The organism is Halorubrum sp. Boch-26 (genome assembly GCF_029889805.1).
Lineage (GTDB): Archaea > Halobacteriota > Halobacteria > Halobacteriales > Haloferacaceae > Halorubrum.
Genome location: NZ_JARANT010000008.1, coordinates 25,485 through 49,612, shown reverse-complemented (window position 1 = coordinate 49,612; position 24,128 = coordinate 25,485). Strand labels below are relative to the sequence as shown.

The following is a 24,128-nucleotide window of genomic DNA, read 5'->3' as shown; positions in this document are numbered from 1 at the left end:
GGGCGGCCGGTGTGCCGGTCGGGCTGGGCGACGTCGAGGGCGCCGGTCGGCGGGTCGGCGTCGGCCGGGCGGTCGACCTCCGCCGCGCGGGCGAGCCGGTCCGCGCTCTCGAGGTTCGCGACGGCGGTCTGGCCGACCACGGCGAGGTCGCCCCTGACGACCCGCTCGGACTGCGAGTCGACGACGCCGCCGATCCCGATGACGACCCCGGAGAGCAGTACCGCGCCGATCGCGAGCGTCAGGACGTATCCGACGGTGACGCTCACGGCGCGGTCGTCGTCGCGGAAGCGGCCGCCGCCGCCGTCCGCCGCCCCGCGCTCACGCATCGGGCTCACCCGGCGCGACCCGGATCGCGGTGTCGAACCGGAGCTCCGCGGTCCGGTAGCTGAAGTCGATCTCCGTATCGTACACCGCGGGGGTCGCGGAGTGATCCGAACCGACGGCGTCGCCCGAATCGGGGAGCGCAGTCAGGACCGCGGTGCCGTTCGCCGCGTCGGTTCGTTCCATAGACACGTCGTGCGGGCCCGCCAGCTCCCCGGCGCTTGCCGCCCAGAGCCCCGGACAGCGCTCGTCACCGACCCTCTCACCGGTCAGGTCGACGCCGACGCGGTCGCCGGACGGCGTCGAGCAGACGACGGTCGGGTCGCTCCCGTTCTCGCCGACGGCGACGGTGACGTCGCCGTCGGTCGCGTTCTCGTACACGTACACCTCCCGCGTCTCGTTGGTCGTGTCGCCGAACTCGATACGAAAGGCGCCCGACGCCGCCCCGGCGGCGTCCGTGGACGCGAGCGAATCCGGGTCGACCTCGACGACGAATCCGCGCGTCCGGGCGGCGCCGGCGGCGAGGGTCGCGTTCGAGTCCCCGGTACCGTTCGCGGTGAGGCTCCCCGTCACGTAGCTCCCCCGGCGGATCGACGAAGGGACGAGCGAGACGTTAGTCACCCCGCCGCGATCGGCGTACGCTCGGGCGAGGTACGCGTCGAGGTCGGCAGTGCCGTTCTCAACCGCCGTGACCGCCGCATCGTGGTCTCCGGGGCGGTTCCGATTCGTCCCGTCGATCAGCTTTCCGGTCTCCTCGACCGCGGCCGCGCGGACCTCCAAGGCCTCCCCGTCGGCGGCCTCGACTCCGCGGGTCGCGACGTTCTCGCTGTAGATACTCGCGTTCAACAGCACCACGAGCGCCACGAGCGAAACGGCCACGACCAGCCCGGAGATCAACAGGAGCTGACCGCGGTCCGCGTCGCGGAACCGCCGCCCGTCGCGGGAGCGGTCCGCGTCGCGGGAGCGCTCCGCGTCGCGGGCGCTACTGCCGCAGGCGCTACTGCCGCGGGCGCTATCGCCGCGGGCGCTACCTCCGCGGGAGCCGTCGCCGTCGGACGAGCCGGACGTTAAAGCTGCCATACGACGATGCGCACCTCCAGTCGGTCGTATATCGCGCCGGCGGCGGCGTCTGCCGCGTAGAACTCGCCGTCTTTCGTCCCGTCCGAGAGCGCTCCCAGTGTCGTGTCATCGTATCCCGGCGCGGTCAGGTTCGCGTCGTCGGTCACGACGACCGTCCGCGTCGCCGTCACGGCGTTGTCGCTCGGCGATCCCATGCTCACCAGCGTCGTCTCGGCCCCGTTGTCCGAGCCGTGTCGAATGTGGACGTTGAAGGCGATCCGCCGGTCGCCGAAGCTCTCGTTCAGCGCCGCGCCGAACCCGTTCGGTGGGCCGCCACCGGTGAAGTAGCTCGGGCTTCGGCCGTCGGTGAACGTCTCGTTCACCGGGTCCCAGCGCAGCACCGCGTCCCGGAGATCGCCGTTCGCCGCGCTCGTCTCCAAGATGTCGTTCGCGACCGCCCGCTGCTGGTTCTCCAAGTGCTGGTTCGACGTGCTGGCCGACAGCGGCGTCACCGCGGTCGCCTGCAGCGCGAAGGCGAGCCCGGCGACGATCAGGATCGCCGCCGCGAACGCCTCCAGCGTGTGCGCCTGCGCGCGGTCCTCGCTCGAGGGCATCGTCACCACACCCACACCGTGAGCCGGTGCTGCGTCCCCTCGATGGAGACGAGTCGCTGCGAGACGCTGACGCCCCCGCGGTCGACGCGGACCGGATCCCTCGTGCTGCGGCGGAGGTCGACCGCGTGCGTGCCGTACGCCGTGTCGACCGTGACGGTCGAGGCGTTACCGACCGGGTCCGCCTCGTCCATCGCGTGGACGACGACGAGCACGTCGTCGTCGAGCCCGAACTCCGCGGCCGTGTCGTTCGTGATCCCGGGGGGACAGCCGGCCGCGCCGGCGAGGGTCGCGTTGCCCCCGTCGTCCTCGAAGTACGCGGCCGTACACGCGGGTGACAACACCGCGGGCTCGGTCGGTGACGCGGCGAGGAGGTCGCCGACGAGCCCCGCGGCGACGCGGTCGCTCACTGCCGGCGAGGCGGTCGCGGCGCCCGCGAAGGGGTCGAACACCGTCGGCACGAAGGCGATCACGAACCCGAGCGTCAACAGGAACACGCTCGCGCCGACGGCGAAGTCGATCGGGGTCTGAGCGCGGTCGCTCGCGGAGCGCAGTCCGGCCGTGGCCGCGCGCCGGTCACCCCACATAGATCCACACCCCCAGCGCGAGCGTCATCAGGACCACCGCGAACTTGACGCCGGAGATAATGTCGGCGTTCCGGATGTAACCGCTGATGAACCCGGAGAGCACCGCCTGCAGGGTCACGGCGTGGAAGAACAGCAACGAGAGCACGTCCGGCTCGACGCCGCCGCCGCCGAAGCTCGGCCCGCCGCCCGCGGCCGCGCCCCCGGCGGACTCCCCCTGTGACGAGAGATCGCCCATCACGTCGACGAACTGCGTCTGGAGGATCGCCATCACGCCGAGCAGCGTGACGTACGTCATCACGATGATCGCCACCTGCATCCGGGTGCGGGAGATCCGTTCGCGCTCGATGTCGTCTTGGTTCTCCGAGGCCTGAGCCGCCGTCGTCAACACGTCCGTGATCTGCGAGGACGCCTCCTGGGCCTCCGAGATGAGCTTCACCGTCCGGGCGAGCCGGGGGACCGCGTACGTGTTGTTGAACTCGACCATGGCGTCTCGGAGGCTCATCCCGTAGTTCACCTTCGCGTGGATCACCTCGAACTCCTCGGCGAGCTGGCCGGTGGAGGTCGCCGAGACCGTCTCGACCGACTCCAGCAGCGTCTGGCCGGTGTCGTTCGCCGAGGAGAGCTTCCGGAGGCTCTCGGAGAGCTTGCCCGTGATCGCCCGCTTCGACCGCTGGCTCCACTCGTGGAAGGCCGCGAGGGGGACCATTACGAGGTACGCCGGGACGTAGATCCAGACGAACGCCGACCAGACCGGGCGGGCGACCCACCCGTCGAAGGTCGTCGGCGCGTTGCCGGTGAGCGCGGTGATCGCGACGATCGCGACCGCGGTCGGCACGGTCAGGGCCAGCGTGTACAGCGGGTTGTCCCGTAAGAACAGGTGCGGCGCCGAGACGATCTCTTTCGTCTTGAACGCCCCCTCGCGGTCGCGGATCCGGTCGAAGACGCCGAAGCGACCGACGAACCCCTCGATCAGTCCGAAGTGGAGGAGTCCCTCCCGACTCGTCTGCCTGAGCCGCTCGCTGCCGCCGTCGGGGCGGAGGTAGCCGTCGCCGGGCTCGTCCTGCTTGACGGTGGAGACGAGCACGAGGAAGCCGACTCCCGTCAGCGGGATCAGGACGTACACCGTCGCGTACAGCAGCCGGTCGTCGGCCTCGCCCATCATGCCCATGATGACGAGGATGATGATCAGGAGGAGGGGGAACAGCGAGAGCGTCATGTACATCTCGCCGAACAGCTCCAGCGTCTCTAAGGTCATCTCGCGCTCCTGTTTCGACGTGCGGAGGTGCTTTTCTTTTTTGTCCTTCAGGAAGCTCTCCATGTCGCCGCCGGAGTTGACGATGGAGAGCATGTCGGCGAGGAACTGCGAGAGCTCGTCGGACGGCGTCTCCATCGACTGCTGGCGGATCGCGTTCCGGTAGTCGGTGCCGAAGTACTCCGTCTCGTTGACGATGCTCTGGAACTCGCGGGAGACCTCGCCGTAGGTGTCCTCCGCCGTCGCCATCGCGCGGAGGATCTCCAGCTGGTTGAGCCCTCCCACAGAGAGCGCGTACATGAACGAGACGGAGTCCGCGAGCAGGAGGTTGATCTCGCGTTTCCGCGATGACGCCCGCGAGTAGGGGATCGCGACGAACGTGCCGAACCCGAGCGCGAATCCGATCGAGCCGAAGACGAGTCCGCTTATCAGCACCGCGGTCGGCACGACCAGCGACCGCAACAGCTCCTGAATCGCCGGCGTGGGCGCCGGCATACCGAGCGACAGCGCACTCGAGTCGATCAGCCCGAGCGAGAACACGCCGTAGCCGATCAGCGTGCCGAACGCCCAGAGAAGCCCACCGACGAGCAGCCCGATGCCGAGGGCCCGCGAGACGTACATCTCCACCTGATCCGGCATCCGGGCCTCCGCGAGCTTGCGCTCGACATCGCCGACGAAGTCGCCGTCGGGGGCGAACAGCAGCTCGAAGACGGGGTAGAACAGCTCCGCGAGGACGTCGCCGTCGGCGGATCCGTCGCCGACTCCCGTATCGAGGCTCACGCGACCCACCTCGTCGGGGACACGGCGCTACCGCTCCTCCGGAGATTCGACCGTGCCGAACCCCCAGTCGTCGATGTCGTCGTCGGAGGCGCTCCCTTCTTCGGCCCCGTCTTCGAACTCCTCCCCGACCTCGTCGCTCTCGTCGGGAGCGACGTCGGGCGTCTCAGCGTCTCCGCCGGGAGCGACGTCGGGCGTCTCGTTCCCCTCGCGGCCCGGGTCCAACACGTCGATCCCCTCCTCGAACGGCTCGTCGAAGTCGATCTCGGCGTCCCCGCCGCCCGAATCTGCGTCCGTCGCGCCTGACTGCCGATCAGTCGGCACCGAGCCGTTCGTCGGTTCCGTCCCGTTCGCGTCCGAGGTCCGGTCGCTCGGGCCGACGCCGGGACCGTCGTCGATGGGGGACGCGTTTGCGACTCCCTCGAAGCCGTCGCGGGCGGCCGGTTCGGACGGTGAGGGATCGGTCGGCGTCCCGTCGGCCGCCGCGGCCTCGTCGTCGGTACCGGTGTCGGGGGGTCGGGGGCCGAGCGCCTCGGGGTGGAGCGCCGCCGCCTCGCGGGCCGTCTCCGCGAGCGTCTCGCGGGCGGCGTCGGGCGACGCCTCGACGTCGGGAGAGGGGGCCACGTCGAGCAGCGCGTCGGCGACGGAGTCGGGCATCCGACCGCGGTACTCCGCGAAGAGGTCCTCGGCGTCGGCGAGGATCCGCTCGACCTCCGCGCGGCCCGCCTCGTCCGGCTCCGGGCGAGGCACCATCTCCTCCTTGTCGCGGTCGACGTTGATGAGGACCGACTCCATCTCGCGGAGGTCCTCCAGCGAGCGTTCGAGCTCCTCGTTGGCCATCAGCGCGAGCACCGTCTCGGGGTCGTTGATGAACGCTTGGAACGTCGCGGCCACCTGCGCGTAGCTGTTGAGCCCGCGGTCGATGAGGTACGCTAACACGATTCTGCGCTTCCGGAGCTCCTCGTCCAACGTCTCGCGGCTCCACCCGCGGTCGAACATGATGTCTTCGAGGGTGTTCGAGTCGCCCATCTGGAGGAACTCGTCGGTCTCCGCCTGCCACTGGAACACGTCTTGGACGTTGATCTCGTCGTTCTCGGCGTCGTAGTGGTTGATCTCAGTCAGCGACTTGTTCCGGCGTACCTTCTTGCCCTGCACCCGCGTCGACGTCTGGACGGAGACCAGATCGAGGGCCGTGAACATCGTCTTCGAGACGTTGATCGGTTCCGTGGTGAACCGCTTGAGCACCTCGCCGACGGTGTCGGCGTGGAACGTCGTGTACGTGGTGTGGCCGGTCGACATGACTTGGAAGGCGGTCCGACCCTCCTCGCCGCGGATCTCGCCCATCACGATGTAGTCCGGGCGCTGGCGGAGCGCGGCCTCCAATAAGTCGAACTCGTCGATGTCGCCCTTGTCGTCGTCGGAGAAGGAGGGGCGGGTGACGGAGGCGATCCAGTTGCGCTGCGGGAGCTCGACCTCGCGGGTGTCCTCGATGGAGACGATCTTCGCGTTCGAGGGGATAAAGAGAGAGACCGCGTTCAGGCTCGTCGTCTTCCCGGAGGCGGTACCGCCGGCGAATATCAGGCTCTTGTGGTTCTCGATCGAGAGCCAGAGGAAGGCCATCTCGTCGAGCGAGAACGTCTTCCAGTTGATCAGGTCGATCGGGGTGAAGGGGACGTCGTTGAACTGCCGGATGGTGTAGTTGGTCCCGTGGTCCGACACCTCGCGGCCGAGCGTGAGCTGGGCGCGGGAGCCGTCCGGGAGGGTGGCGTCCACCTGCGGGCGTCGCTTCGAGATCCCCTTCCCGGAGCGCTGCGCGAGCTTCACCACGAAGTCGTCGAGCTCGTCGGTCTCGTGGTAGACGTTGGTGATGATCTGCTCGTAGTCGGAGTGGTAGACGAAGACGGGGGAGTCGTACCCGTCACAGGAGATGTCCTCGACGTTGATGTCGTACTTGATCGGATCGATGCGCTCGTAGCCGATGAAGTCGCGCTTGAGGTAGTACAGCAGCTTCTCGACCTGATGCTCCGAGAGCGTCTCCGAGTCCTCTGCGAGCACCGCGGGCTCGGGTCGGGCGAGTATCTTCGAGGGCGATGTCGAACTCGATTCGATCGGCGCCTCGTACCCGAGCGACTCCGTGATCCGAGCGGCGATGCCCTCCGTCACGTCGAACCCGAACCGGTCGACCACGTCGTCGACGAGGTCCTCGACGACCCCGCGACCGTCGTCCTCGCGCTCGTAGAGGTCGTACCGGTCGAGGAGCGTGAGCGCCTCGTCGACGATCACGTCCTCACGGAACGCCTCGTCGCCGCCCGCGATCGCCTCGTCGGCGTACTTGATCGAGGTCCGGAGCTTCCCGGTCAGGAACTCGACGAGGTCCGTCTCGATCTCGGTCCGGTACGGCTGGACCGCGTAGTACTTCACCTCGTTCTCCTTCGTCGAGCGGAAGACGATCACGAACGCGTACGGCTCGTTCACCCAGTACCGCTCGATCTCGCGGAAGTGGGCCTTCTTCGGTATCGGCACCGCCTTCTCCAAGTCGTAGCGGTTCGCGAGGGTGGCGTCGCCGGCGGCCGTCGAGAAGAACGCGTCCTCGTCGATATCGGGGTTCACGTCCACGGTGCGCTCGTCGACCAAGTCGGCGAGCTCGGCGGCCGCGCTCCCGCCCGCACCCAGCAGCTCCTCGGTCCGGTCGGGGTCGAACCCGAGCGCCTCGGTCTTGTCCTCGTGGGTGAACGCCAGCGGCTCGTCGTCCTCGTCGGTCGGCGGCGCTCCCTCCTCGTCGAGGAAGTACTCCTCGCGGTAGTCGTCCCACGCGTAGTACCCCTTGAGCACCGGCACCTCGTAGAGGTCGTATCGAGCCGAACAGAGGTCCCAGAGGGCGTCGCCGACGGCCGCGGCCGCCCGGACCCGGTACCCCGTCTCCGACGGGTCGAACCCGAGGGACTCGCTCGGGTCGACGCCCGCTCGGTCCCACTCTTCACTCGTCGGCGCGCGCCTCGGGACGGTCTCGACGTCGGCGGCGGCGACAGCGACCGTTCCGGTCACGCCGCCGCTAGCGACCGCGGGACCGTCTCCCTCGTCGGTCGCGTCCGCGGACGTTCCCGATTCGTCCGCGTCGCTTTCCTCCGTCGCTCCTTCGGGCCCGTCCTCCTCCGTCGTCGAGGCCGGGTCCGGCTCCGACGCGAACGCCCCGGAGTCCACCGCCGCCGTCGACGTGCCGTCGGGGACGACGGCGTCGCCGCTGAGCACGGCGTGGGCGGCGCCGACCACGAGCGTTCCCGCGTCCGGCGTCCCCTGACCGGGGACCGCGGTGTCGCCGTCGGCCACGAACGGCTCGTCGACCCCGGTCGCGCGAACGACGCGGTCAGCCCCCGCCTCGGCGTGCGCGGCGACGGCGGTCGCCGGGACGACCGGTTCCTCACCGATGTCAGCGTACAGCGCCGCCGCGGCGGCGTCGCGGCCGCGCTCGCGGAGGAACGAGCGCCACGAGTACCGCCCCACCGACACCGGGGGATCGGACGCCGGCGATCCCGCCGTCTCGTCGGGCGAGAGAGGCGAACGCTCGGCGTCCTCGGTTACCATGCGTACGGGAACGCCGCAACCGTTGAAAAAGGTGTCTCGCAAAAACCCGCGACTGATAATCCCCGGACAACGGCGCGGTGACACGCGCTCGAAACGGGGGAGGGTCTCTCGCCCGCCACCGTTCGTCGGCTCGTCGGACGACCTCACCCGGAGCACGCGGTCCCGGTGATTTCGGCCCGGTCCGTCGCGGTACACTCAACGCTCGGGATTCTCGCGTCCGTCGGATCGTCGAGGGCGATCCGCGAGGAGTCCGGTCGGTTCGGGACCGTTGCTGTCGGGTCGGCGACGGGCGCGACCCGCTCAGGGCCACAGACCGCGCGTCTCGTGGGCCTCGGCGACCCGTGACAGCGCGACGATGTACGCCGCGTCGCGCCACGTCACGTCCCGCGCTTCGAACGCCTCGCGCACGTCTCCCCACGCGTCGAGCATCTCCGTCTCCAGCTCGTCGTTGACGCGTTCGAGCGACCACGCGCGGCGGTTGATGTCCTGGAGCCACTCGAAGTAGCTCACCGTCACGCCGCCCGCGTTGGCCAAGATGTCCGGGATCACCGGCACGTCGCGCTCGGCGAAGATCTCGCTCGCCGCGCTCGTCGTCGGGCCGTTGGCACCCTCGATGACGATGTCGGCCGCGACGTCGCCGGCGTTGTCCGCCGTCAGGACGTTCCCGATCGCCGCCGGGATCACCACGTCGACATCGAGCGCCAACAGCTCGTCGTTCGTCACCGTCTCCGGCGCCTCGTGGGCCATCACCGCCTCCGGCTCCTCGCGGTGAGAGGGGATCGCGTGGGTGTCCAGCCCGTCCGGGTCGTGGACCCCGCCGTTGACGTCGCTCACGGCCACGACGTTCGCTCCCCAGTCGTCGAGCAGCGTCGCGGCGTTCGCCCCGACGCTCCCGAACCCCTGCACCGCGACCGACGTCTCTTCGATCGCCTTCCCGTAGTAATCGATCGCCTCGCGGGCGACGATCGCGACGCTCCGGCCCGGCGCCTCGTCGCGGCCCTCGCTCCCGCCGACGACCGGCGGCTTCCCCGTCACCACGCCCGGGATCGTCTCGCCCTCCTGCATGGAGTAGGCGTCCATCAGCCACGCCATCGTCTGCGGGTCCGTCCCCATGTCCGGCGCGGGGATGTCCTTCGTGGGGCCGATGGCGGTCCGGATCTCGTCGGTGAACCGGCGCGTCAGCCGCTCCTTTTCGTCGTCGCTCAGGTCCTTCGGATTCACCGCGATACCGCCCTTCGCGCCGCCGAACGGGATGTCCATCACGGCGCACTTCCACGTCATCCACATGCCGAGGCCGACACACTCCTCGCGCGTCACGTCGGGGTGATACCGGAGCCCTCCCTTATACGGGCCGCGAACGCTGTCGTGTTGCGCGCGGTACCCCGTGTACACCTTTACCTCGCCGTTCTCGCGCTCGATCGGGACCGTGACCTCGTGGACCGTCTTCGGATAGCTGAGCCGTTCGACGGTGTTCCGATCGATATCGAGGTGTTCGGCGGCGTGCCGGAGCTGTCGACGCGCCGTCTCCAGCGCCGATTCAGGCTCGTTCGGTTCCTCCCGACTCTCCGCTCGCGTCTCGTCGTGGGTCGTCGTCGGTGTCCGCGCCATTCTCACTCGAGCGGCGTGTGTCGATTCCGCATCTCACCGCCGCAGTCGGGACACCGGCCGGGATTGTTCTCGGCGAGCACGACGTTTCCGCAGTCGAAGCACTCGTAGGGCGATTCCTCGGCCGATCTCTGGTCGACGTCCCTCATGGATAGTTGCGAGTTCCCGGGAGTTCCGCGCGGGACTCTACAAGGACATATCGTGGATATAAGGATATATTCAGTAGTTGTTCATCCAACCGAGATCTGATCGGGGGGTTTACAGTTAAATCACTCGCTGCAACCGAGAACGAGAGCCGGGGTCAGCGGTCGACGCGGCGAGCGGCCACCGGCGCGTGGTCGTCGATCAGCGCCGCGAACAGCTTCCGCTGGGCGGTGCGGATGTGCTGGTAGAACGCCTGCGGAGAGATGTCCAGCGAGTCCGCGACGGTTTCGCCGGTCGCCTTCCGCGGCGATTCGAAGAACCCGCTGTAGTACGCCGTCTCCAGGACCTCGAGCTGTCTGTCGGTCAGCCGGTCGAGGACCGACGCGTAGAATCCGTGTTCGGACGCCTGCTCGCGAGTCTGCTTCGACTCGAGGTCGACGTCGACGAACCGCTCGCGGACGAGCTGCGTGACGTGTCTGTGCTCGACGCCGCCGGGAACGTCGACGACCAGCTCCGTCTCCTCGCCGGTCGCCGTCGTGTTCCGGAGGACCGCGCCGTGGTCCGCCAACTCCGCGGCGAGGAACGGCTCGGCCAGCCGGAGCCGCAGCACGCCCCCGGTATCGCCCCCGCGGATCCGCCGAACGGCCTCGACGGCCACGAGGTCGTCCGCCGCGTCGACGACGGCATCGAGCGACGCGTCCTCGACGGTGAGGAACACGTAGTTGCCGCTCGCGGTCTGCTGGACGCCGCCCTCGTAGGCGATCGTGCAGTCGGCGGCCTCGGCCAACTGCGTGAGCAGGAACGACGGGTCGCGGACCGCGTACTCGACGCGGGTCATCGAGGTCGTGAGCAGCGCGCGCTTGCGCTCGCCGGCGCTGATCGCCGCGGCGATCGTCTCTCCCAGCTCCGCGATCACGGCCCGAACGGTCTCGTCGAACGCGTCCGGGGTCTCCGCGTACACGGTCAACACGCCGTACGAGAGGTCGTTGTACGCGAGCGGGACGCTCAACGCGGAGAGCAGGTCACGCGAGATCGCGTCCGTGCGCCACGGCGCTGCGCGGAGGTCGGCCGCGACGTTCGAAACGAGGGTCACGTCGCCCGTCGCCGCGGTCCGACCCGCTGGTTCGACGTCCTCGGGGGAGACGGGGAACGACTGCGCGTCGAGGTAGCCCCGATCGGTCCCCGCCCACGCCCGCGGCGTCACCGCGTCGCCCGCGTCGTCGCGGGCGCCGATCCACGCGAGCCGAAAGCGCCCGTCGGCGGTCAGCCGCTCGCAGACCGTGTGGTCGATCTCCTCGCGGGTCTCGGACTGCACGATCCCGTGGTCGATCTCGCGAATGGTCTCGTTTATCCGGTCGAGCGCGGAGAGCCGGTCGTTCTGTCGCTGGAGCTCGCGGTCCTGTTCGCGGAGCTGGGACTCCCGGTCGACCCGATCGAGGGCCGCCTCCGCGGTCGCCGCGAGGAGGTCGGCGAGCTCCCGCGTCACGTCGTCGAAGGCGCCGACCGCCATCGAGCCGGCGACGAACACGCCGTGGTTTCCGAGGGGAATGTACGCCGCGCTTCGGAGGCCGGTGGCGCGGTCCGCGAGCCGGTCGGCGTCGTGAACGTCGTCGAAGAACAGCGCCTCGTTCTCGACGAAGCTGTGGCTCGTGAGGTCGCGGCCGTCCGCGTGCACGGGCGGTAGCGGTCCGTGCGCGTCCCGCATCTCCCGCGAGCGGGCGGCGGGTCGGAGCCGTGTGTCGTCGGCGTCGAAGAGGTAGACGGCGCCGGCGTCGAGACCCAAGACGTCCGGCGTGTCGTCGACGACGTGGCGGGCGATCTCCCGGTGAGTCTCGGCGTACAGGAAGTCCCGCGCGGTTCCCTGGAGGGTGGCGAGCGCCCGTTCGCGCTGCTTGCGCTTCGTCACGTCCCGACAGCTGTACAGCAGCGTCCCGTCCTCGATGGACACCTCCCGGACGTTCACCAACAGCGTGTGCTCGCGGCCTGCCTTGTCCGTGGCCGTGGTCTCGATGTTCTTCAGCACGCCCTCGTCGGCCAGCTCCTCGCGGTCGAAGAGGTCCTCGCCGAGCAGGTCCTCGATGGTCCCCAGCCCGCGGATCTCCTCGGCGGTGTATCCGAAGATGAAGTGGGCGTTGGGACAGACGTACGTGTACTCGCCGTCCTCGTCGGTCATCAGGACGGTGTCGGTCATGTTGTTGAGCGTGACGCGGTGGAGCTTCTCGGACCGGCGGAGCTCCCGCTCGAGGGCGACCCGGTCGGTGATGTCGGCGCTGTCCACGACGATCGAGGCCAGGTCTCCCCGCTCGTCGGTGACCGGTCGCACGGAGAGCTCCAGCACCCGCTCGTCGGCCGCGTCCCGGACGACGACGGCGTGTCCGAACTCCCCGCCCCGCGCGACGTCGACGAGCCGGCGGATGTCCGCTCTCGGTCGATCCCCCTCGGACCACCACGGGAGCGTCCAGAACGAGTCACCGACGACGGCGTCGACGTCGGCGTCGACCATGTCGCGAGCGGCCTGATTGACGCGCGTCAGCCCGCCGTCGGGATCGAGGACCCACGTCGCCGATCTGGTGTCGTGGAAGGAAGCGTCGAACTGCCGCGCGCGCTCGCGCCGACTCGCGGACCGCCGGGCCTCCCGGAGCGCCCGCTCGGTCCGCCACAGGGCGTCGTCGACGGCGTCCGTGAGGGGCTCGCCGACCGCGAGGTAGTCGGTCACCCCGGCGCCGACCGCCTCGCTGGCGATCGCCTCGCTTCCGTCCGCCGTCCCCAAGACGACCGGCAGCGAGACCGTCCGGTCGCGTATCCGGCGAACGAGTTCGACGCCCGTGAGCTCCGAGAGCACGTGGTCGGTCACCACGCAGTCGACCGCCGACTCTCCGAGCGCGTCCAGCGCCGCCGACGCCGTCGGGACCGGGCGGACAGTCGCGTCGGACCGATCTCTGAGGGCGTCGGCGTAGGCGGTCGTCCACGCCGTCTCGCCGACCACGACGATCACGGCGGTGTCGAGAACGCCGTTGGATGCGGAGCTCATGTCGATACCGCCGACTACTCGTCAGACGAGCAAAACCCCTGCCATTTACTATTCAACCCGCGACACGTCACCGACCGCTGCGCTCGGCCCGCACTCCGTCACGGCGGCGCGGAGAGCGGACCTTTAGGCCGCGGCGGACGAAGCGAACGGTGTGACACGCTCAGACGCCTCGGTGCTTCGCTCGTTGGGGCGGCTCAGGCGGCCGGCCGTCCGTCGTCGCGTCCGCGCGGCGATCGCCGAGGAGCTGCTCGGCGCTCCCCGGAGCCTCGGCGTCGTGCTCGCGTTCGTCGCGTTCATGCTCGCGGTCGGCGTCGGCTACTACGCGCCGACCGCCGGCGACGTGCCGGTCCCGTTGTGGCCGTTGTACGCGGACTCGGCCGTCGCGGTCGCGCTCGGCGGGATCACGCTCGTATCGCTCATTCCCACGGTCCGCCGCGGAGATCGCGTGACCGACGCCCCGGTGTCACGCGCGCTCGCGTACCTCCACACCCTCGCGTTCGTCTGGCTGGTCACGTTCGGCCTCTGGCCGCTGGTCTCGCTGAACCTCGCCTTTTCGCAGTACGTCGCCGCCCCCGACGCGTGGATCTACTACTGGGGCGTGCTCGGCACGCACCTCTGTTTCGTCGGGCTGGCGCTGCTGTTCCCGGCGTTCGGTCGGACGACCCGCGGCGCGCTCGCCGTCGCCCTCGCCATCGCCGTCGGCAACGTCGCCCTCGATTACGGGCTCGGCTACCACCCTCCCCTCTTATACGACCCCGGCCCCCAGCTGGCGGGCGCGACGCTCGCGATCGCCGGGTTCGCGGTGTGGCTCGCGTGGCGGTCGTTCCCGCGGCTGGGCGAGGGTAATTAGAAGGGACGCGGCGCGATTGCGACGAGGCGACGGGCGCGGCGGGATCCTCGCGAGCGAACGGAGTCAGCGAGCGAGGGTCAGCCGTGCCCGTATCTCACTCCGTTCGATACGGGCACGGCGGGATTCGAACCCGCGATCGAGAGGTTAGGAACCTCTCGCCCTGTCCGCTAGGCCACGCGCCCAAGGCGTCAGAGAAAACGTCGCAGCGGGGATCGGTCGGCGTCTCGGAGCCGGTCTACGCGCTCGTCTCTTTCTCGGTTTCGAGGTCGTCGAGGTCCTCGTCCTCGTCGACCGTCGAGCCCGCGTCGACGGCCGGTTCCTCGTCGTCTCCCTGCATCTGTTTCAGTTCGTCCTCGACCTCCTCACGGCCCTTCTTGAACTCGCCCATCGCCTGGCCGGTCGACCGGGCGAGCTTCGGAATCTTGTTCGCCCCGAACAGGAGGACCAGCACGAGCAGAATGATGAGGAGCTCCGGGCCCGCCGGGATGCCGCCGATCAGTGGAATCGCACTTACCATCTCTATTCCGGAGTAACCCTCTTGCGACTATAGTCTTTTTGCCTCGGTGGGCTGACGACGGGTCGCCGTTGGCCGGGCAACGCCCCCGGAACCCCGCCGTACCGAGAACGGCTCCGACGGACGCCGAAACCGTCATACGCCCGCGGCACAAGCGATTGATATGACAGCCGTCGGCGACGACGCCCCCGACTTCACCGCCTCGCTCGTGGACGAGACCATCGAACCGTTTCGGCTGAGCGATCACCTCGGCGACGAGCCCGTGGTGCTCGCCTTCTTCCCGGCCGCCTTCTCGAACACCTGCACCGACGAGATGGAGGCGCTCCGCGACGGGTTCGACCGCGACGACTGCACCCTGCTCGGCGTGAGCACCGACCTCCCGCACGCGCTCGCGGCCTATCGGACGCAGTACGAGCTCCCGTTCGCGCTCGTGGGCGACCCCGACCACCGCGCGATCGAGGCGTACGACGTGGTCGAGTCGTTCGACCGCTACGGCGTCGACACGGTCGCGCAGCGGGCCGTCTTCGTGATCGACGGCGACGGCGTCGTGACGTACCGCTGGCTCGCGGAGAACGCGGGACAGGAACCGGAGTACGACGCGCTCGCCGACGCGGTCGCCGAGGCGGCGTAGGGGAACCGCGCGCCCTCCCGGTCCCGCCGCCGCGGCCGACCGTCAGGCCGCGTCGCGGAGGTCCGCCAGCGCCTCCGGGTTCTCCATCGAGGAGAGGTCGCCGGGGTCCTCGCCCTTGTAAACCGACTCGATCGCGCGTCGGATGATCTTCCCGGACTGCGTCTTCGGGAAGGCGTCGACGAAGAGCAACTCGCGCGGCCGGAACGGCTTCCCGTGTTCCTCTCCCACCAGCTCGCGGAGCTCGTCGCGGAGCCCGTCGCTCGGCTCGACGCCCTGTTCGAGGACGACGTACGCGACCACCGCGGTGCCGGTGGTGTCGTCCGGGACGCCCACCGCGGCCGCCTGATTGACGGCGTCGTGGTCGATGAGCACGCCCTCGATCTCGGCGGGGCCGACCTTCCGCCCGGCGACGTTCAGGGCGTCGTCGGCGCGGCCGTGGAGGAACCAGAACCCGTCGTCGTCCTTCTGCGCGAAGTCGCCGTGGTCCCAGAGGTCGTCCCACGTCGACCAGTACTCGTTCAGGTAGCGCTCGTCGCCGGACCACAGCGACTTCGTCATCGAGGGACAGGAGTCGCGGGCGACGAGGTAGCCGCGCTCGCCAGACTCCCTGACCGACTCGCCGCTCTCGTCGACGATGTCGATGTCCATCCCGAGTCCCGGGCCCCCGAGCGTACACGGCTTCAGCGGCTGGTTCGGCATCGGCATCAGGAAGCAGCCGCAGATCTCGGTGCCGCCGGAGATGTTGATTATCGGGCAGTCGCCGCCGCCGACCGCGTCGTAGAACCACCGCCACGACTCGGGGTCCCACGGCTCGCCGGTCGAACCGAGGATCCGGAGCGAGGAGAGGTCGTGGCCCTCGACCCACTCGTCCCCGTGCTTCCGGAGCGCGCGGATCGCCGTCGGCGAGATGCCGAACTGCGTGATGCCGTGCCGGTCTATCATGTCCCAGAAGCGGTCGGGTTCGGGGTGATCCGGGGCCCCCTCGTACATCACCACGGTGCCGCCGAACGCGTGGTTCCCGATCAGCGTCCACGGCCCCATCATCCAGCCGATGTCGGAGACCCAGAAGAACCGATCGGCCGGCTTCCGGTCGAAACCGAAGTGGATCTCCTTGGCGCACTGCGTGAGGACGCCCGCGTGGGTGTGGACGATCCCCTTCGGTTCGCCGGTCGTGCCCGAGGAGTACAGCAGCATGGACTCCCGGTCGCTGGGGAGCCGCTTCGTCTCGTAATCGGTCGACTGCGACGCGATCGCCTCGGTCCACGTCGCGTCGCGGTCGGGATCCCACGGCACAGGCTCGATGTCACCGCCGTCGCCGCCTCCCGACTCCCCCGCGGGCGTCGCGCCCAACCGATCGTACACCACCGCGTGCTCGACGCGCCCCGCGTCCGTGATCGCCGCGTCGGCGGTCGCCTTCAGCCGGACCTCGCTGCCTCGACGGTAGAAGCCGTCGCCCGTGAAGAGGACGGATGGCTCGGCGTCGGCGATCCGGGCCGCCGTCGCCTCGGTGCCGAACCCGGAGAATATCGGCACCGCGACCGCGCCCACCTTGAGGCAGCCGTAGAGGATCGGGACGACCTCGGGCACCATCGGCATGTACAGGCCGACCGTGTCCCCGGTCTCGACCCCGACCGACTCCAGGTAGTTGGCGACGCGGTTCGTCTGCCGCGCCAGTTCGTGGAAGGTGACCTCCCGGACGTCGCCGGGTTCGCCCTCCCAGATCAGCGCGACCCGGTTCCGGTTCGGCGAGTCGACGGCGGCGTGCCGGTCGACGACGTTGTGCGCGACGTTGATCTCGCCACCGGGGTACCAGTCGGTGAACTGCGGGCCGTCGCTGTCGTCCCGAACGGTCTCGTACTCGGTGTAGAAGTCGATGTCGAGGTAGTCGACGATCTCGTCCCAGAACCAGTCGACGCCGGAGGCCGGCTCGCCCGGGATCTCCGAGGTGGTGCGTTCGATCAGCGCCTCGTAGTCGTCGATCCCGTACTCGCGCATGAACGCGGCGACGTTCGTCGACTCGGCGAACGCCTCGCTCGGCTCGTGTACGACCTCGTTTATCCCCTCGTACTCGTCCATCTCGTCCGGCCGTTTTCGCGGTGACCGTAAGTAACTTTCCTGAGATTCGACCGGGCAGAGGGCGGCTCGCAAAAACGCGCCGGGGATGGGTCGACGCGGCTCCTCGGGACAGCTACTCGACGTGACTACTCGTCGTCGGTCTCGTCGGTCTCGTCGATCACGTCGTCGACCGACTCGGACTCGACGTACACCGCCTCGGGAACGATGTCCACGGAGGCGACCTCGTCGTCGGGATCGAGGTTCATCACGATGACGCCCTTCGTGTTGCGGCTCACCGTCGAGATCTCCTCGACGCGGGTCCGCATGATCTGGCCGTCGCCGCTCATCGCGAGCAGGTGGTCGCCGTAGGTGACCGCCTCGATGGCGACGACCTCGCCGTTGCGGTCGCCGGTCTTGATGTCGATAAGCCCCTTCCCGTTGCGGGACTGGAGGCGGTACTCGTCGAGGTCGGAACGCTTCCCGTACCCGTTCTCCGTGACGGTGAGCACCCAGTTGTGGTAGTCGTCGTCGATGGCGGCCACGCCGGCGACCGCGTCGCCCTCGCGGAGGTCGATCCCGATCACGCCGCGAGCGGTGCGGCCCATCGCGCGCGCCTCGGACTCGTCGAAGCGGATCGCCATCCCGTTCCGGCTCCCGATGACGATGTCGGTGGCGCCGTCGGTCACCTCGACGTCGACGAGCTCGTCGCCGTCCTCCAGCCGGATGGCGCGGATCCCCGTCGACATGATGTTGCCGAACTGGTCGACGGCGGTCCGCTTGATGTACCCGTCGCGGGTGACCATCGTGAGGAACTCCTCGTCGTCGAGGTCGTCGGTGTTCACCACCGCTTCGATCTCCTCGCCGCCGTCGAGGTCGAGGAGGTTCACCGCGGACTTCCCGCGAGCGGTCCGGGACATCTCCGGAATCTCGTACGTCTTCAGTTCGTAGATCTGCCCGCGATTGGTGAAGACGAGCAGGTAGTCGTGGGAGTTTGCGGCGAACACGGAAGAGACGCCGTCGCCCTCCTTCAGACCGGTACCGATGATCCCCTTGCCGCCGCGGTTCTGCGCCCGGAAGGTGTCCAGCGACATCCGCTTGATGTAGTCGTCCTCGCTCATCACGACGACGCACTCCTCCTCCGGGATGAGGTCCTCGTGGGTGACGTCGCCGACGTCCTCGATGAAGCTCGTTCGGCGCTCGTCGCCGTACTCGTCTTTCATCTCCCGCAGCTCGTCGACGATCACGGCGTCGAGCTCGTCGGAGTCCGCGAGGATCGTCTCCAGCCGCTCGATCCGGGCGGTGACGTCCTCGTACTCCGACTCGATCTCTTGGGTCTCCATCGAGGTGAGAGAGCCGAGCTGCATCCGGACGATGTGGGCCGCTTGCGCCTCGGAGAACTCGAACTCGGCCTCCAGCGCCGCCTTCGCGGCGTCGCGATCCGCAGAGTCTTGGATCGTCTCGACCACGTCGTCGACCTGTTCGAGCGCCTTCAGCCGCCCTTCGAGAATGTGCGCGCGGTCCTCGCGCTCTTCGAGTTCGTGTTCGGAGCGCCGGCGCACCACCTCGCGGCGGTGCTCGACGTAGTGTTCGAGCGTCTCCTTCAGGTCCAGCACCTGCGGCGAGCCGTCGACCAGCGCGAGGTTGATGACGCCGAAGGTGCGTTCGAGGTGGCTCTCCAACAGCTGGTTCTTGACGACCTCCGCCATCGCGTCGCGCTTGAGCTCGATGACGATCCGCATCCCGTCGCGGTCGGACTCGTCCCGGAGGTCGCGGATCCCCTCGATCGCGCCCTCGTTGACGTCCTCGGCGATCCGCTCCACGAGCCGGGACTTGTTCTGCTGGAAGGGGAGCTCCGAGATGACGATCCGACCCTCCTCCTCCATGACCTCGAACTCGGCGCGGACGCGGACGCGACCGCGACCCGTCTTGTACGCCTTATGAACCGCGTTCCGGCCGACGATGTTCGCGCCGGTCGGGAAGTCCGGCCCCTTGACGTGTTCCATCAGGTCCTCGACGGTCGACTCCGGGTTCTCGATCAGCTCGACCGTCGCGTCGACGACCTCGCCGAGGTTGTGCGGCGGGATGTTCGTCGACATCCCCACCGCGATCCCCGATGAGCCGTTGACGAGGAGGTGCGGTACCGCCGACGGCAACACCTCCGGCTCCTCGAGCCGGTCGTCGTAGTTGGCGGTGAAGTCGACCGTGTCGCGCTCGATGTCGGCCAGCAGCTCCTCGGCGATGGGGGCCATCCGGGCCTCCGTGTACCGCATCGCCGCCGGCGGGTCGCCGTCGACGGAGCCGAAATTCCCCTGGCCGTCGACGAGGGGGTACCGCATCGAGAAGTCCTGTGCCATCCGCGCGAGCGTGTCGTAGATGGCGCTGTCGCCGTGCGGGTGGTAGTCACCCATCGTCTCGCCGACGATGGAGGAGGACTTCCGGTGCGAGGAGTTGCTCGTGACGCCCGACTCGTGCATCGCGTAGAGGATGCGCCGGTGGACGGGTTTGAGCCCGTCGCGGACGTCGGGCAGCGCGCGACCCGCGATGACCGACATAGCGTAGTCGATGTACGACTGCTCCATCTCGTCTTCGATGCGGGCGTTCGTCACCTGCGCGGCGCGAGCGTCGTCGGGGTCGGCGCTGGGTACGTCCGAGCTCATATGTCCACCCACTCGGCCTCTGTCGCGTGCTCCTTGATGAACTGCTTGCGCGGCTCGACCGCGTCGCCCATCAGCACGTTGAACATGCGGTCGGCGGCGGCCGCGTCGTCGATGTTGATCTGCTTGAGGATGCGGTTCTCCGGGTCCATCGTCGTGTCCCACAGCTGGTCGGGGTTCATCTCGCCGAGGCCCTTGAACCGCTGGACCTGGTCCGGGTTGCCGTCGCACTGCTCCTCGACGATCCGGTCGCGCTCCGCCTCCGTCATCGCGTCGTACGTCTCCCCGCGGTAGCGGACGCGATAGAGGGGCGGCTGGGCGGCGTACACGTAGCCCGCCTCCAAGAGGGGCTTCATGTGGCGGTAGAGGAGGGTAAGGAGCAGGGTCCGGATGTGAGCGCCGTCGACGTCGGCGTCGGTCATGAGAATTATTCGATTATATCTGACATTTTCTAGATCGAACTCCTCGCCGATCCCCGCGCCGATCGCGGTGATCAGCGCGCGGATCTCGTCGTTCTCCAGAATCCGGTCGAGCCGGTGTTTCTCGACGTTGAGTATCTTGCCTTTGAGCGGGAGGATCGCCTGATTCTCGCGGTTACGGCCCTGCTTCGCTGAGCCGCCAGCGCTGTCGCCTTCCACCACGAACAGCTCCGCCTCGGTGGGATCGCGGGTCTGGCAGTCGGCGAGCTTCCCGGGCAGCGCGGTCGACTCCAGCGCGGACTTCCGGCGGGTGAGCTCCTCGGCCTTCTTCGCCGCCTTGCGCGCTCTGGCGGCCTCCGCGGCCTTGTGAACGACCGTCCGGGCGGTGTCGGGGTTCTCCTCGAAGAACGTGCCGAGCTTCTCGTGGGTCGCGGACTCGACGATGCCGCGGACCTCGCTGTTGCCGAGCTTCGTCTTCGTCTGCCCCTCGAACTGCGGGTCGGGGTGTTTCACCGAGATGACCGCCGTGAGCCCCTCGCGGACGTCCTCGCCCTTGAGGTTCGCGTCGAGGTCGTCGACGAGCCCGTGCTCGTTGGCGTAGTCGTTGACGGTCCGGGTGAGGGCCGTCTTGAACCCGGTGAGGTGAGTGCCGCCCTCGCGGGTGTTGATGTTGTTCGCGAACGCGTGGACGGAGCCCTGCAGCTCCTCGGTCGCCTGCATCGCGACTTCGACGTGGATGTCCTCGTCCTCGTCGGCGAAGTAGATGACGTCGTCGTGGATGGGCGTCCGCGTCTCATTGAGGTACGCGACGAACTCGCGGATGCCGCCGTCGTAGACGAACGTCTGCTCGTCGCCCGCGTCGTCGGCGTCGGTGTCGGCCTCGCGCTCGTCGGCGAGCGTGATGGCGACGCCGGAGTTGAGGAAAGCCAGCTCGCGGAGGCGGCTGGCGAGCGTCGAGAACTCGAACTCGTTCGTCTCGAAGATTTCCTCGTCCGCCCAAAAGCGGATATACGTCCCGGTGTCCTCGCCCTCGTCCATATCGCGGACGCGCTTGAACCCGCCCTCGACGGGCTCGCCGCGGACGAACTCGTGGCGGTAGACGCCGCCGTCGCGTTTCACCTCGACCTCGAGCCGCTCGGAGAGGGCGTTGACGACGCTGACGCCGACGCCGTGGAGGCCGCCGGAGACCTGGTAGGATTTGGAGTCGAACTTCCCGCCGGCGTGGAGGACGGTCATGATCACTTCGAGCGCCGGCCGATCGTACTTCTCGTGGGTGTCGACCGGGATGCCGCGCCCGTCGTCGCTGACGCTGACGGAGCCGTCCCCGTGGATCGTCACGGTGATCTCGTCGCAGTGACCCGCGAGGGCCTCGTCGATGGAGTTGTCGACGACCTCGTAGACGAGATGGTGTAATCCTCGGCCGTCCGTGGATCCGATATACATCGCCGGACGTTTACGGACGGCCTGCAGGCCCTCGAGGACCTGGATCTGGCCGGCTCCGTATTCACTCTGCTCTGACATAGAACTTACCGGATTTAGTCCGTGCCGGCTTATAAAGCCGGCGCACGCGCGCGGGCGTGGGAGACGGACGACACCGACGGACGTACCCCGATGTCGACCCCGACACCGACGGACGTACCCCGACGTCAGCCCGACGTACCATCCGCCCGTGAAAGCGGGTTACTCTGCACCGTTCGGGTCGCCGTATTCGCCTTCCTCGCGACCGTCGAGGAAGACCCGCGCGCGCTCGACGACCGACGCGCGGAACCGAGCCGGATCGACTCCCACGGGACCGGAATTCCCCTCCTCGAACTCGAGCGGCGTCTCTCTGGCGACCGCCTCGACGGTCCGGTCCGCGAGGACGTCGACCGTCGCCGGGTCGCCGCGTCGTTCGAGGGCCCGGACGACCCGTTCGAACCGCTCCCGTCCAGCGTGGGTCGCGGCGAGTTCGTCGGGGTCGACCGGGTCGCCGGCTCGGCCGTCATCCGGGTGACCGACCTCCACGCGAGCGTCATCATCGCCGTCGTCCGTCTCCCGGGCGATCCTCCCGCGGCCGCCGCGTTTGTTCCGGACGACGACCCCCGCAGCCGGACCGTCGCGCCACGCCGACGCCGGGACCGCGAACTCGTCGGGGTCGAAGTCGCGGGCGTTCACCTCGCGCGCCACCGCGTTGACCGGGTCGAGCCCGACCCCGTCGAAGATCGCCGCGTCGGCGTCTGGCGGACGGAACGCGCCGTCGGCTGCTTCCGCGTCCGTGCCTTCCGCACTCGCCTCCCTTCCTGGTCCCACCCACACGTCGGCGCCGAGGAACGGCGGGAGCCGGTCCCAGTCGTAGTCGGTCCCGCGACGGCGGGTCGCGACGCCGAGGAACGTCACGGCGGCGGGGTCGGCGACGGCCCCGCGGAGGGCCTCGCGATCGAACCGCCGGCGGACGTGTCGGACCGCGGGACGGAGCGCGAGCGGGACGGCGTCGAGGTCGGCGTACGTCGCTTCCGGGCCACCGAAGCGGAGGAGCCCAGATTCGTCCATCGAAAAGCGAAGCCCCGTCCCGTCGATCAGTTCGAGGAGCCAGAGGTGGCCCTCAAGGACGTCGTCTGGCGCCTCCGGATCGTCGAGAGAGGGGAGCGGCGGAAACTCGCGCATGGTGTGTCGGTCGAGCGACCGGATCTGAGTCTCCGACCCGCAGCGGGTTGGCTCTTGGGGAGACGGCCGCGGGCCGCGAGCCACGCCGCGTCGTGGGCGGTGTGCCGCCCGTTCCCACAGCTACAAGCGGCCGCCCGCCGTACCGACTGGCGATGCTACCGATCGCGGACACCTTCGAGCACGACTACCGGGGCTGTGAGATCCTGTACGGACGCGGTCGCGCGAGCGAGCTGAGCGCGATCCTCGGCGACCGAGGGGTCGTCGACGCGCTCGTCGTCTGCGGCTCCAACGTCGGCGCCAACGACGACCTCATGGACCCGATCCGCGAGGGGCTCGGCGACCGGCTCGCCGGGGTCTTCGACGGGACGACCCCGGACAAACGGATAGAGACGGCGTACGACCTCCTCGACAAACGGGCCGAGGTCGGCGCGGACGCCCTCGTCGCGGTCGGCGGCGGTAGCAGCCTCGACATCGCGCGGCAGGCGACGACCCTCGACGTCGACGGCCGCGACCTCGACGCCCTCCGCGCCGACGCGGCCGACGGGCCCGACGAGCTCGGGTCGCTCGCTCCCGGTAGCGACCCCGCGATCCCGCTCGTGGTTATTCCGACGACGTTCGCCGGCGCGGACGTCTCGACCGGGGGCTCGCTGGAGGTACTCCCGGCCGACGAGTCGCCCACGGGCCAGCCGATGACCGTCAGCGGCGACGGCGCGATGCCGGTCGTCGACCTCGCCGACCCGGCGCTGTTCGAGACGACCCCGAAGTCGGTGCTGGCGGGGTCGGCGATGAACGGGTTCGACAAGGGGATCGAGACGCCGTACGCGCGGGACGCGACGCCCGTGAGCGACGCGACCGCGGTCCACGGGCTGCGGCTCTTATCCGACGCGCTCCCGCGGGTCGCCGGGGATCGACCGGGAAGCGAGGCCGCGATGGACCGAGCCGTGGTCGGCGTGCTGCTCGTCCAACTCGACCGTCGGATCTCGGTGATACACGCGTTCGGCCACGGGTTCGCGCGGCGCTACGACGTCCAGCAGGGCGACATCCACGCGATCGTCGCCCCGCACGTCCTCGCGTACCTCTTCGACGAGATCGACGCGAGCCGCCGGGCGCTCGCCGACGGGCTCGGCGTCGACGTCGGCGGCCGCGACGACGAGGCGATCGGCGAGGACGTCGTCGACGCCGTCACCGCGGTCCGAGACGCGCTACCGACCCCCGGACGCCTTCGGGACGTGCCCGAGACCGACGAGAGCGACCTCCCGGCGATCGCCGAGTACATCGCCGACGACTGGTCGATGGACCGCGCGCCCGCCGATCTCGACGCGACGCCCGAGGCGATCGAAGGCGTGTTGCGCGCGGCGTGGTGAGGCCGCGGGTGACTCGACCCCGATCGGCC

16 protein-coding genes, 1 tRNA gene and 1 pseudogene are annotated in these 24,128 nt (G+C 69.2%); 3 read left to right on the top strand and 15 right to left on the bottom strand.

Going from position 1 to position 24,128, the window contains the following annotated elements; translation table 11 throughout:
* The 9 genes and pseudogenes from OQF71_RS02325 to OQF71_RS02285 all read right to left on the bottom strand — a co-directional run.
* Nucleotides 1–326: pseudogene (locus tag OQF71_RS02325) on the bottom strand (hypothetical protein); the annotation flags it as partial.
* A complete protein-coding gene (locus OQF71_RS02320; RefSeq protein ID WP_280585545.1) occupies nucleotides 319–1,401 on the bottom strand; it encodes a hypothetical protein in 1,083 nt (360 codons plus the stop codon). The pseudogene OQF71_RS02325 and the gene OQF71_RS02320, both read right to left, overlap by 8 nt.
* Nucleotides 1,389–1,994, bottom strand: a complete 606-nt coding sequence (locus tag OQF71_RS02315) for a hypothetical protein (protein ID WP_280585544.1) — start codon at nucleotides 1,992–1,994, stop codon at nucleotides 1,389–1,391. Before OQF71_RS02315 ends, OQF71_RS02320 begins: the two co-directional genes overlap by 13 nt.
* Before the next feature lie 2 nt (nucleotides 1,995–1,996).
* The gene (locus tag OQF71_RS02310; RefSeq protein ID WP_280585543.1) at nucleotides 1,997–2,578 is read right to left on the bottom strand and encodes a hypothetical protein; all 582 of its coding nucleotides are present in this window, start codon (nucleotides 2,576–2,578) and stop codon (nucleotides 1,997–1,999) included.
* Nucleotides 2,568–4,610 carry a type II secretion system F family protein gene (locus OQF71_RS02305; RefSeq protein WP_280585541.1) on the bottom strand — a complete coding sequence of 681 codons (2,043 nt, stop codon included), beginning with the start codon at nucleotides 4,608–4,610 and terminating at the stop codon, nucleotides 2,568–2,570. The genes OQF71_RS02310 and OQF71_RS02305 overlap by 11 nt, the downstream gene beginning before the upstream one ends.
* Nucleotides 4,611–4,637: 27 nt before the next feature.
* Complete coding sequence (locus OQF71_RS02300; RefSeq protein ID WP_280585540.1) at nucleotides 4,638–8,189, bottom strand: ATPase, T2SS/T4P/T4SS family; 3,552 nt, start codon at nucleotides 8,187–8,189, stop codon at nucleotides 4,638–4,640.
* Nucleotides 8,190–8,489: 300 nt separating this feature from the next.
* Nucleotides 8,490–9,797, bottom strand: coding sequence for a glutamate dehydrogenase GdhB (gdhB, locus tag OQF71_RS02295; RefSeq protein WP_280585539.1), 1,308 nt, complete (start codon nucleotides 9,795–9,797; stop codon nucleotides 8,490–8,492).
* A gap of 2 nt (nucleotides 9,798–9,799) precedes the next feature.
* Nucleotides 9,800–9,943 (bottom strand): rubrerythrin-like domain-containing protein, encoded by a 144-nt coding sequence (locus OQF71_RS02290; RefSeq protein ID WP_280585537.1) that lies wholly within the window; start codon nucleotides 9,941–9,943, stop codon nucleotides 9,800–9,802.
* A gap of 152 nt (nucleotides 9,944–10,095) precedes the next feature.
* Nucleotides 10,096–12,969, bottom strand: coding sequence for a bacterio-opsin activator domain-containing protein (locus OQF71_RS02285; RefSeq protein ID WP_280585535.1), 2,874 nt, complete (start codon nucleotides 12,967–12,969; stop codon nucleotides 10,096–10,098).
* A gap of 151 nt (nucleotides 12,970–13,120) precedes the next feature.
* Between OQF71_RS02285 and OQF71_RS02280 the strand changes: the two genes are divergently transcribed.
* Nucleotides 13,121–13,819, top strand: coding sequence for a DUF1405 domain-containing protein (locus OQF71_RS02280; protein WP_280585534.1), 699 nt, complete (start codon nucleotides 13,121–13,123; stop codon nucleotides 13,817–13,819).
* A 109-nt stretch (nucleotides 13,820–13,928) separates the two neighbouring features.
* On the opposite strand, the gene OQF71_RS02275 is transcribed toward OQF71_RS02280, so the two are convergent.
* A tRNA-Arg gene (locus tag OQF71_RS02275) sits at nucleotides 13,929–14,001 on the bottom strand.
* A 53-nt stretch (nucleotides 14,002–14,054) separates the two neighbouring features.
* Nucleotides 14,055–14,336 (bottom strand): twin-arginine translocase TatA/TatE family subunit, encoded by a 282-nt coding sequence (gene tatA / locus OQF71_RS02270; RefSeq protein WP_280585533.1) that lies wholly within the window; start codon nucleotides 14,334–14,336, stop codon nucleotides 14,055–14,057.
* A gap of 160 nt (nucleotides 14,337–14,496) precedes the next feature.
* Between tatA and OQF71_RS02265 the strand changes: the two genes are divergently transcribed.
* The gene (locus OQF71_RS02265) at nucleotides 14,497–14,964 is read left to right on the top strand and encodes a redoxin domain-containing protein (RefSeq protein WP_280585532.1); all 468 of its coding nucleotides are present in this window, start codon (nucleotides 14,497–14,499) and stop codon (nucleotides 14,962–14,964) included.
* A gap of 42 nt (nucleotides 14,965–15,006) precedes the next feature.
* On the opposite strand, the gene OQF71_RS02260 is transcribed toward OQF71_RS02265, so the two are convergent.
* From OQF71_RS02260 to OQF71_RS02245, 4 genes are all read right to left on the bottom strand, one after another.
* Nucleotides 15,007–17,040 carry an AMP-binding protein gene (locus OQF71_RS02260; RefSeq protein WP_280585530.1) on the bottom strand — a complete coding sequence of 678 codons (2,034 nt, stop codon included), beginning with the start codon at nucleotides 17,038–17,040 and terminating at the stop codon, nucleotides 15,007–15,009.
* Between the two features lie 125 nt (nucleotides 17,041–17,165).
* On the bottom strand, nucleotides 17,166–19,676 hold the full coding sequence (gene gyrA / locus OQF71_RS02255) for a DNA gyrase subunit A (RefSeq protein ID WP_280585529.1): 2,511 nt from the start codon (nucleotides 19,674–19,676) through the stop codon (nucleotides 17,166–17,168).
* Complete coding sequence (gene gyrB / locus OQF71_RS02250) at nucleotides 19,673–21,613, bottom strand: DNA topoisomerase (ATP-hydrolyzing) subunit B (RefSeq protein ID WP_280585528.1); 1,941 nt, start codon at nucleotides 21,611–21,613, stop codon at nucleotides 19,673–19,675. The genes gyrA and gyrB overlap by 4 nt, the downstream gene beginning before the upstream one ends.
* Before the next feature lie 159 nt (nucleotides 21,614–21,772).
* Nucleotides 21,773–22,735 (bottom strand): hypothetical protein, encoded by a 963-nt coding sequence (locus OQF71_RS02245; RefSeq protein ID WP_280585526.1) that lies wholly within the window; start codon nucleotides 22,733–22,735, stop codon nucleotides 21,773–21,775.
* A 152-nt stretch (nucleotides 22,736–22,887) separates the two neighbouring features.
* Between OQF71_RS02245 and OQF71_RS02240 the strand changes: the two genes are divergently transcribed.
* Nucleotides 22,888–24,099: an iron-containing alcohol dehydrogenase family protein gene (locus tag OQF71_RS02240; RefSeq protein ID WP_280585524.1), complete on the top strand. Its 1,212-nt coding sequence runs from the start codon at nucleotides 22,888–22,890 to the stop codon at nucleotides 24,097–24,099.
* Nucleotides 24,100–24,128: the final 29 nt, after the last annotated feature.

Excerpts from the sequence above, each read along its gene's own strand:
- OQF71_RS02320 (WP_280585545.1), bottom strand. The coding sequence starts at position 1,401 with ATGGCAGCTTTAACGTCCGGCTCGTCCGACGGCGACGGCTCCCGCGGA.
- OQF71_RS02315 (WP_280585544.1), bottom strand. The coding sequence starts at position 1,994 with ATGCCCTCGAGCGAGGACCGCGCGCAGGCGCACACGCTGGAGGCGTTC.
- OQF71_RS02310 (WP_280585543.1), bottom strand. The coding sequence starts at position 2,578 with ATGTGGGGTGACCGGCGCGCGGCCACGGCCGGACTGCGCTCCGCGAGC.
- OQF71_RS02300 (WP_280585540.1), bottom strand. The coding sequence starts at position 8,189 with ATGGTAACCGAGGACGCCGAGCGTTCGCCTCTCTCGCCCGACGAGACG.
- gdhB (WP_280585539.1), bottom strand. The coding sequence starts at position 9,797 with ATGGCGCGGACACCGACGACGACCCACGACGAGACGCGAGCGGAGAGT.
- OQF71_RS02290 (WP_280585537.1), bottom strand. The coding sequence starts at position 9,943 with ATGAGGGACGTCGACCAGAGATCGGCCGAGGAATCGCCCTACGAGTGC.
- OQF71_RS02285 (WP_280585535.1), bottom strand. The coding sequence starts at position 12,969 with ATGAGCTCCGCATCCAACGGCGTTCTCGACACCGCCGTGATCGTCGTG.
- tatA (WP_280585533.1), bottom strand. The coding sequence starts at position 14,336 with ATGGTAAGTGCGATTCCACTGATCGGCGGCATCCCGGCGGGCCCGGAG.
- OQF71_RS02265 (WP_280585532.1), top strand. The coding sequence starts at position 14,497 with ATGACAGCCGTCGGCGACGACGCCCCCGACTTCACCGCCTCGCTCGTG.
- OQF71_RS02260 (WP_280585530.1), bottom strand. The coding sequence starts at position 17,040 with ATGGACGAGTACGAGGGGATAAACGAGGTCGTACACGAGCCGAGCGAG.
- gyrA (WP_280585529.1), bottom strand. The coding sequence starts at position 19,676 with ATGAGCTCGGACGTACCCAGCGCCGACCCCGACGACGCTCGCGCCGCG.
- gyrB (WP_280585528.1), bottom strand. The coding sequence starts at position 21,613 with ATGTCAGAGCAGAGTGAATACGGAGCCGGCCAGATCCAGGTCCTCGAG.
- OQF71_RS02245 (WP_280585526.1), bottom strand. The coding sequence starts at position 22,735 with ATGCGCGAGTTTCCGCCGCTCCCCTCTCTCGACGATCCGGAGGCGCCA.
- OQF71_RS02240 (WP_280585524.1), top strand. The coding sequence starts at position 22,888 with ATGCTACCGATCGCGGACACCTTCGAGCACGACTACCGGGGCTGTGAG.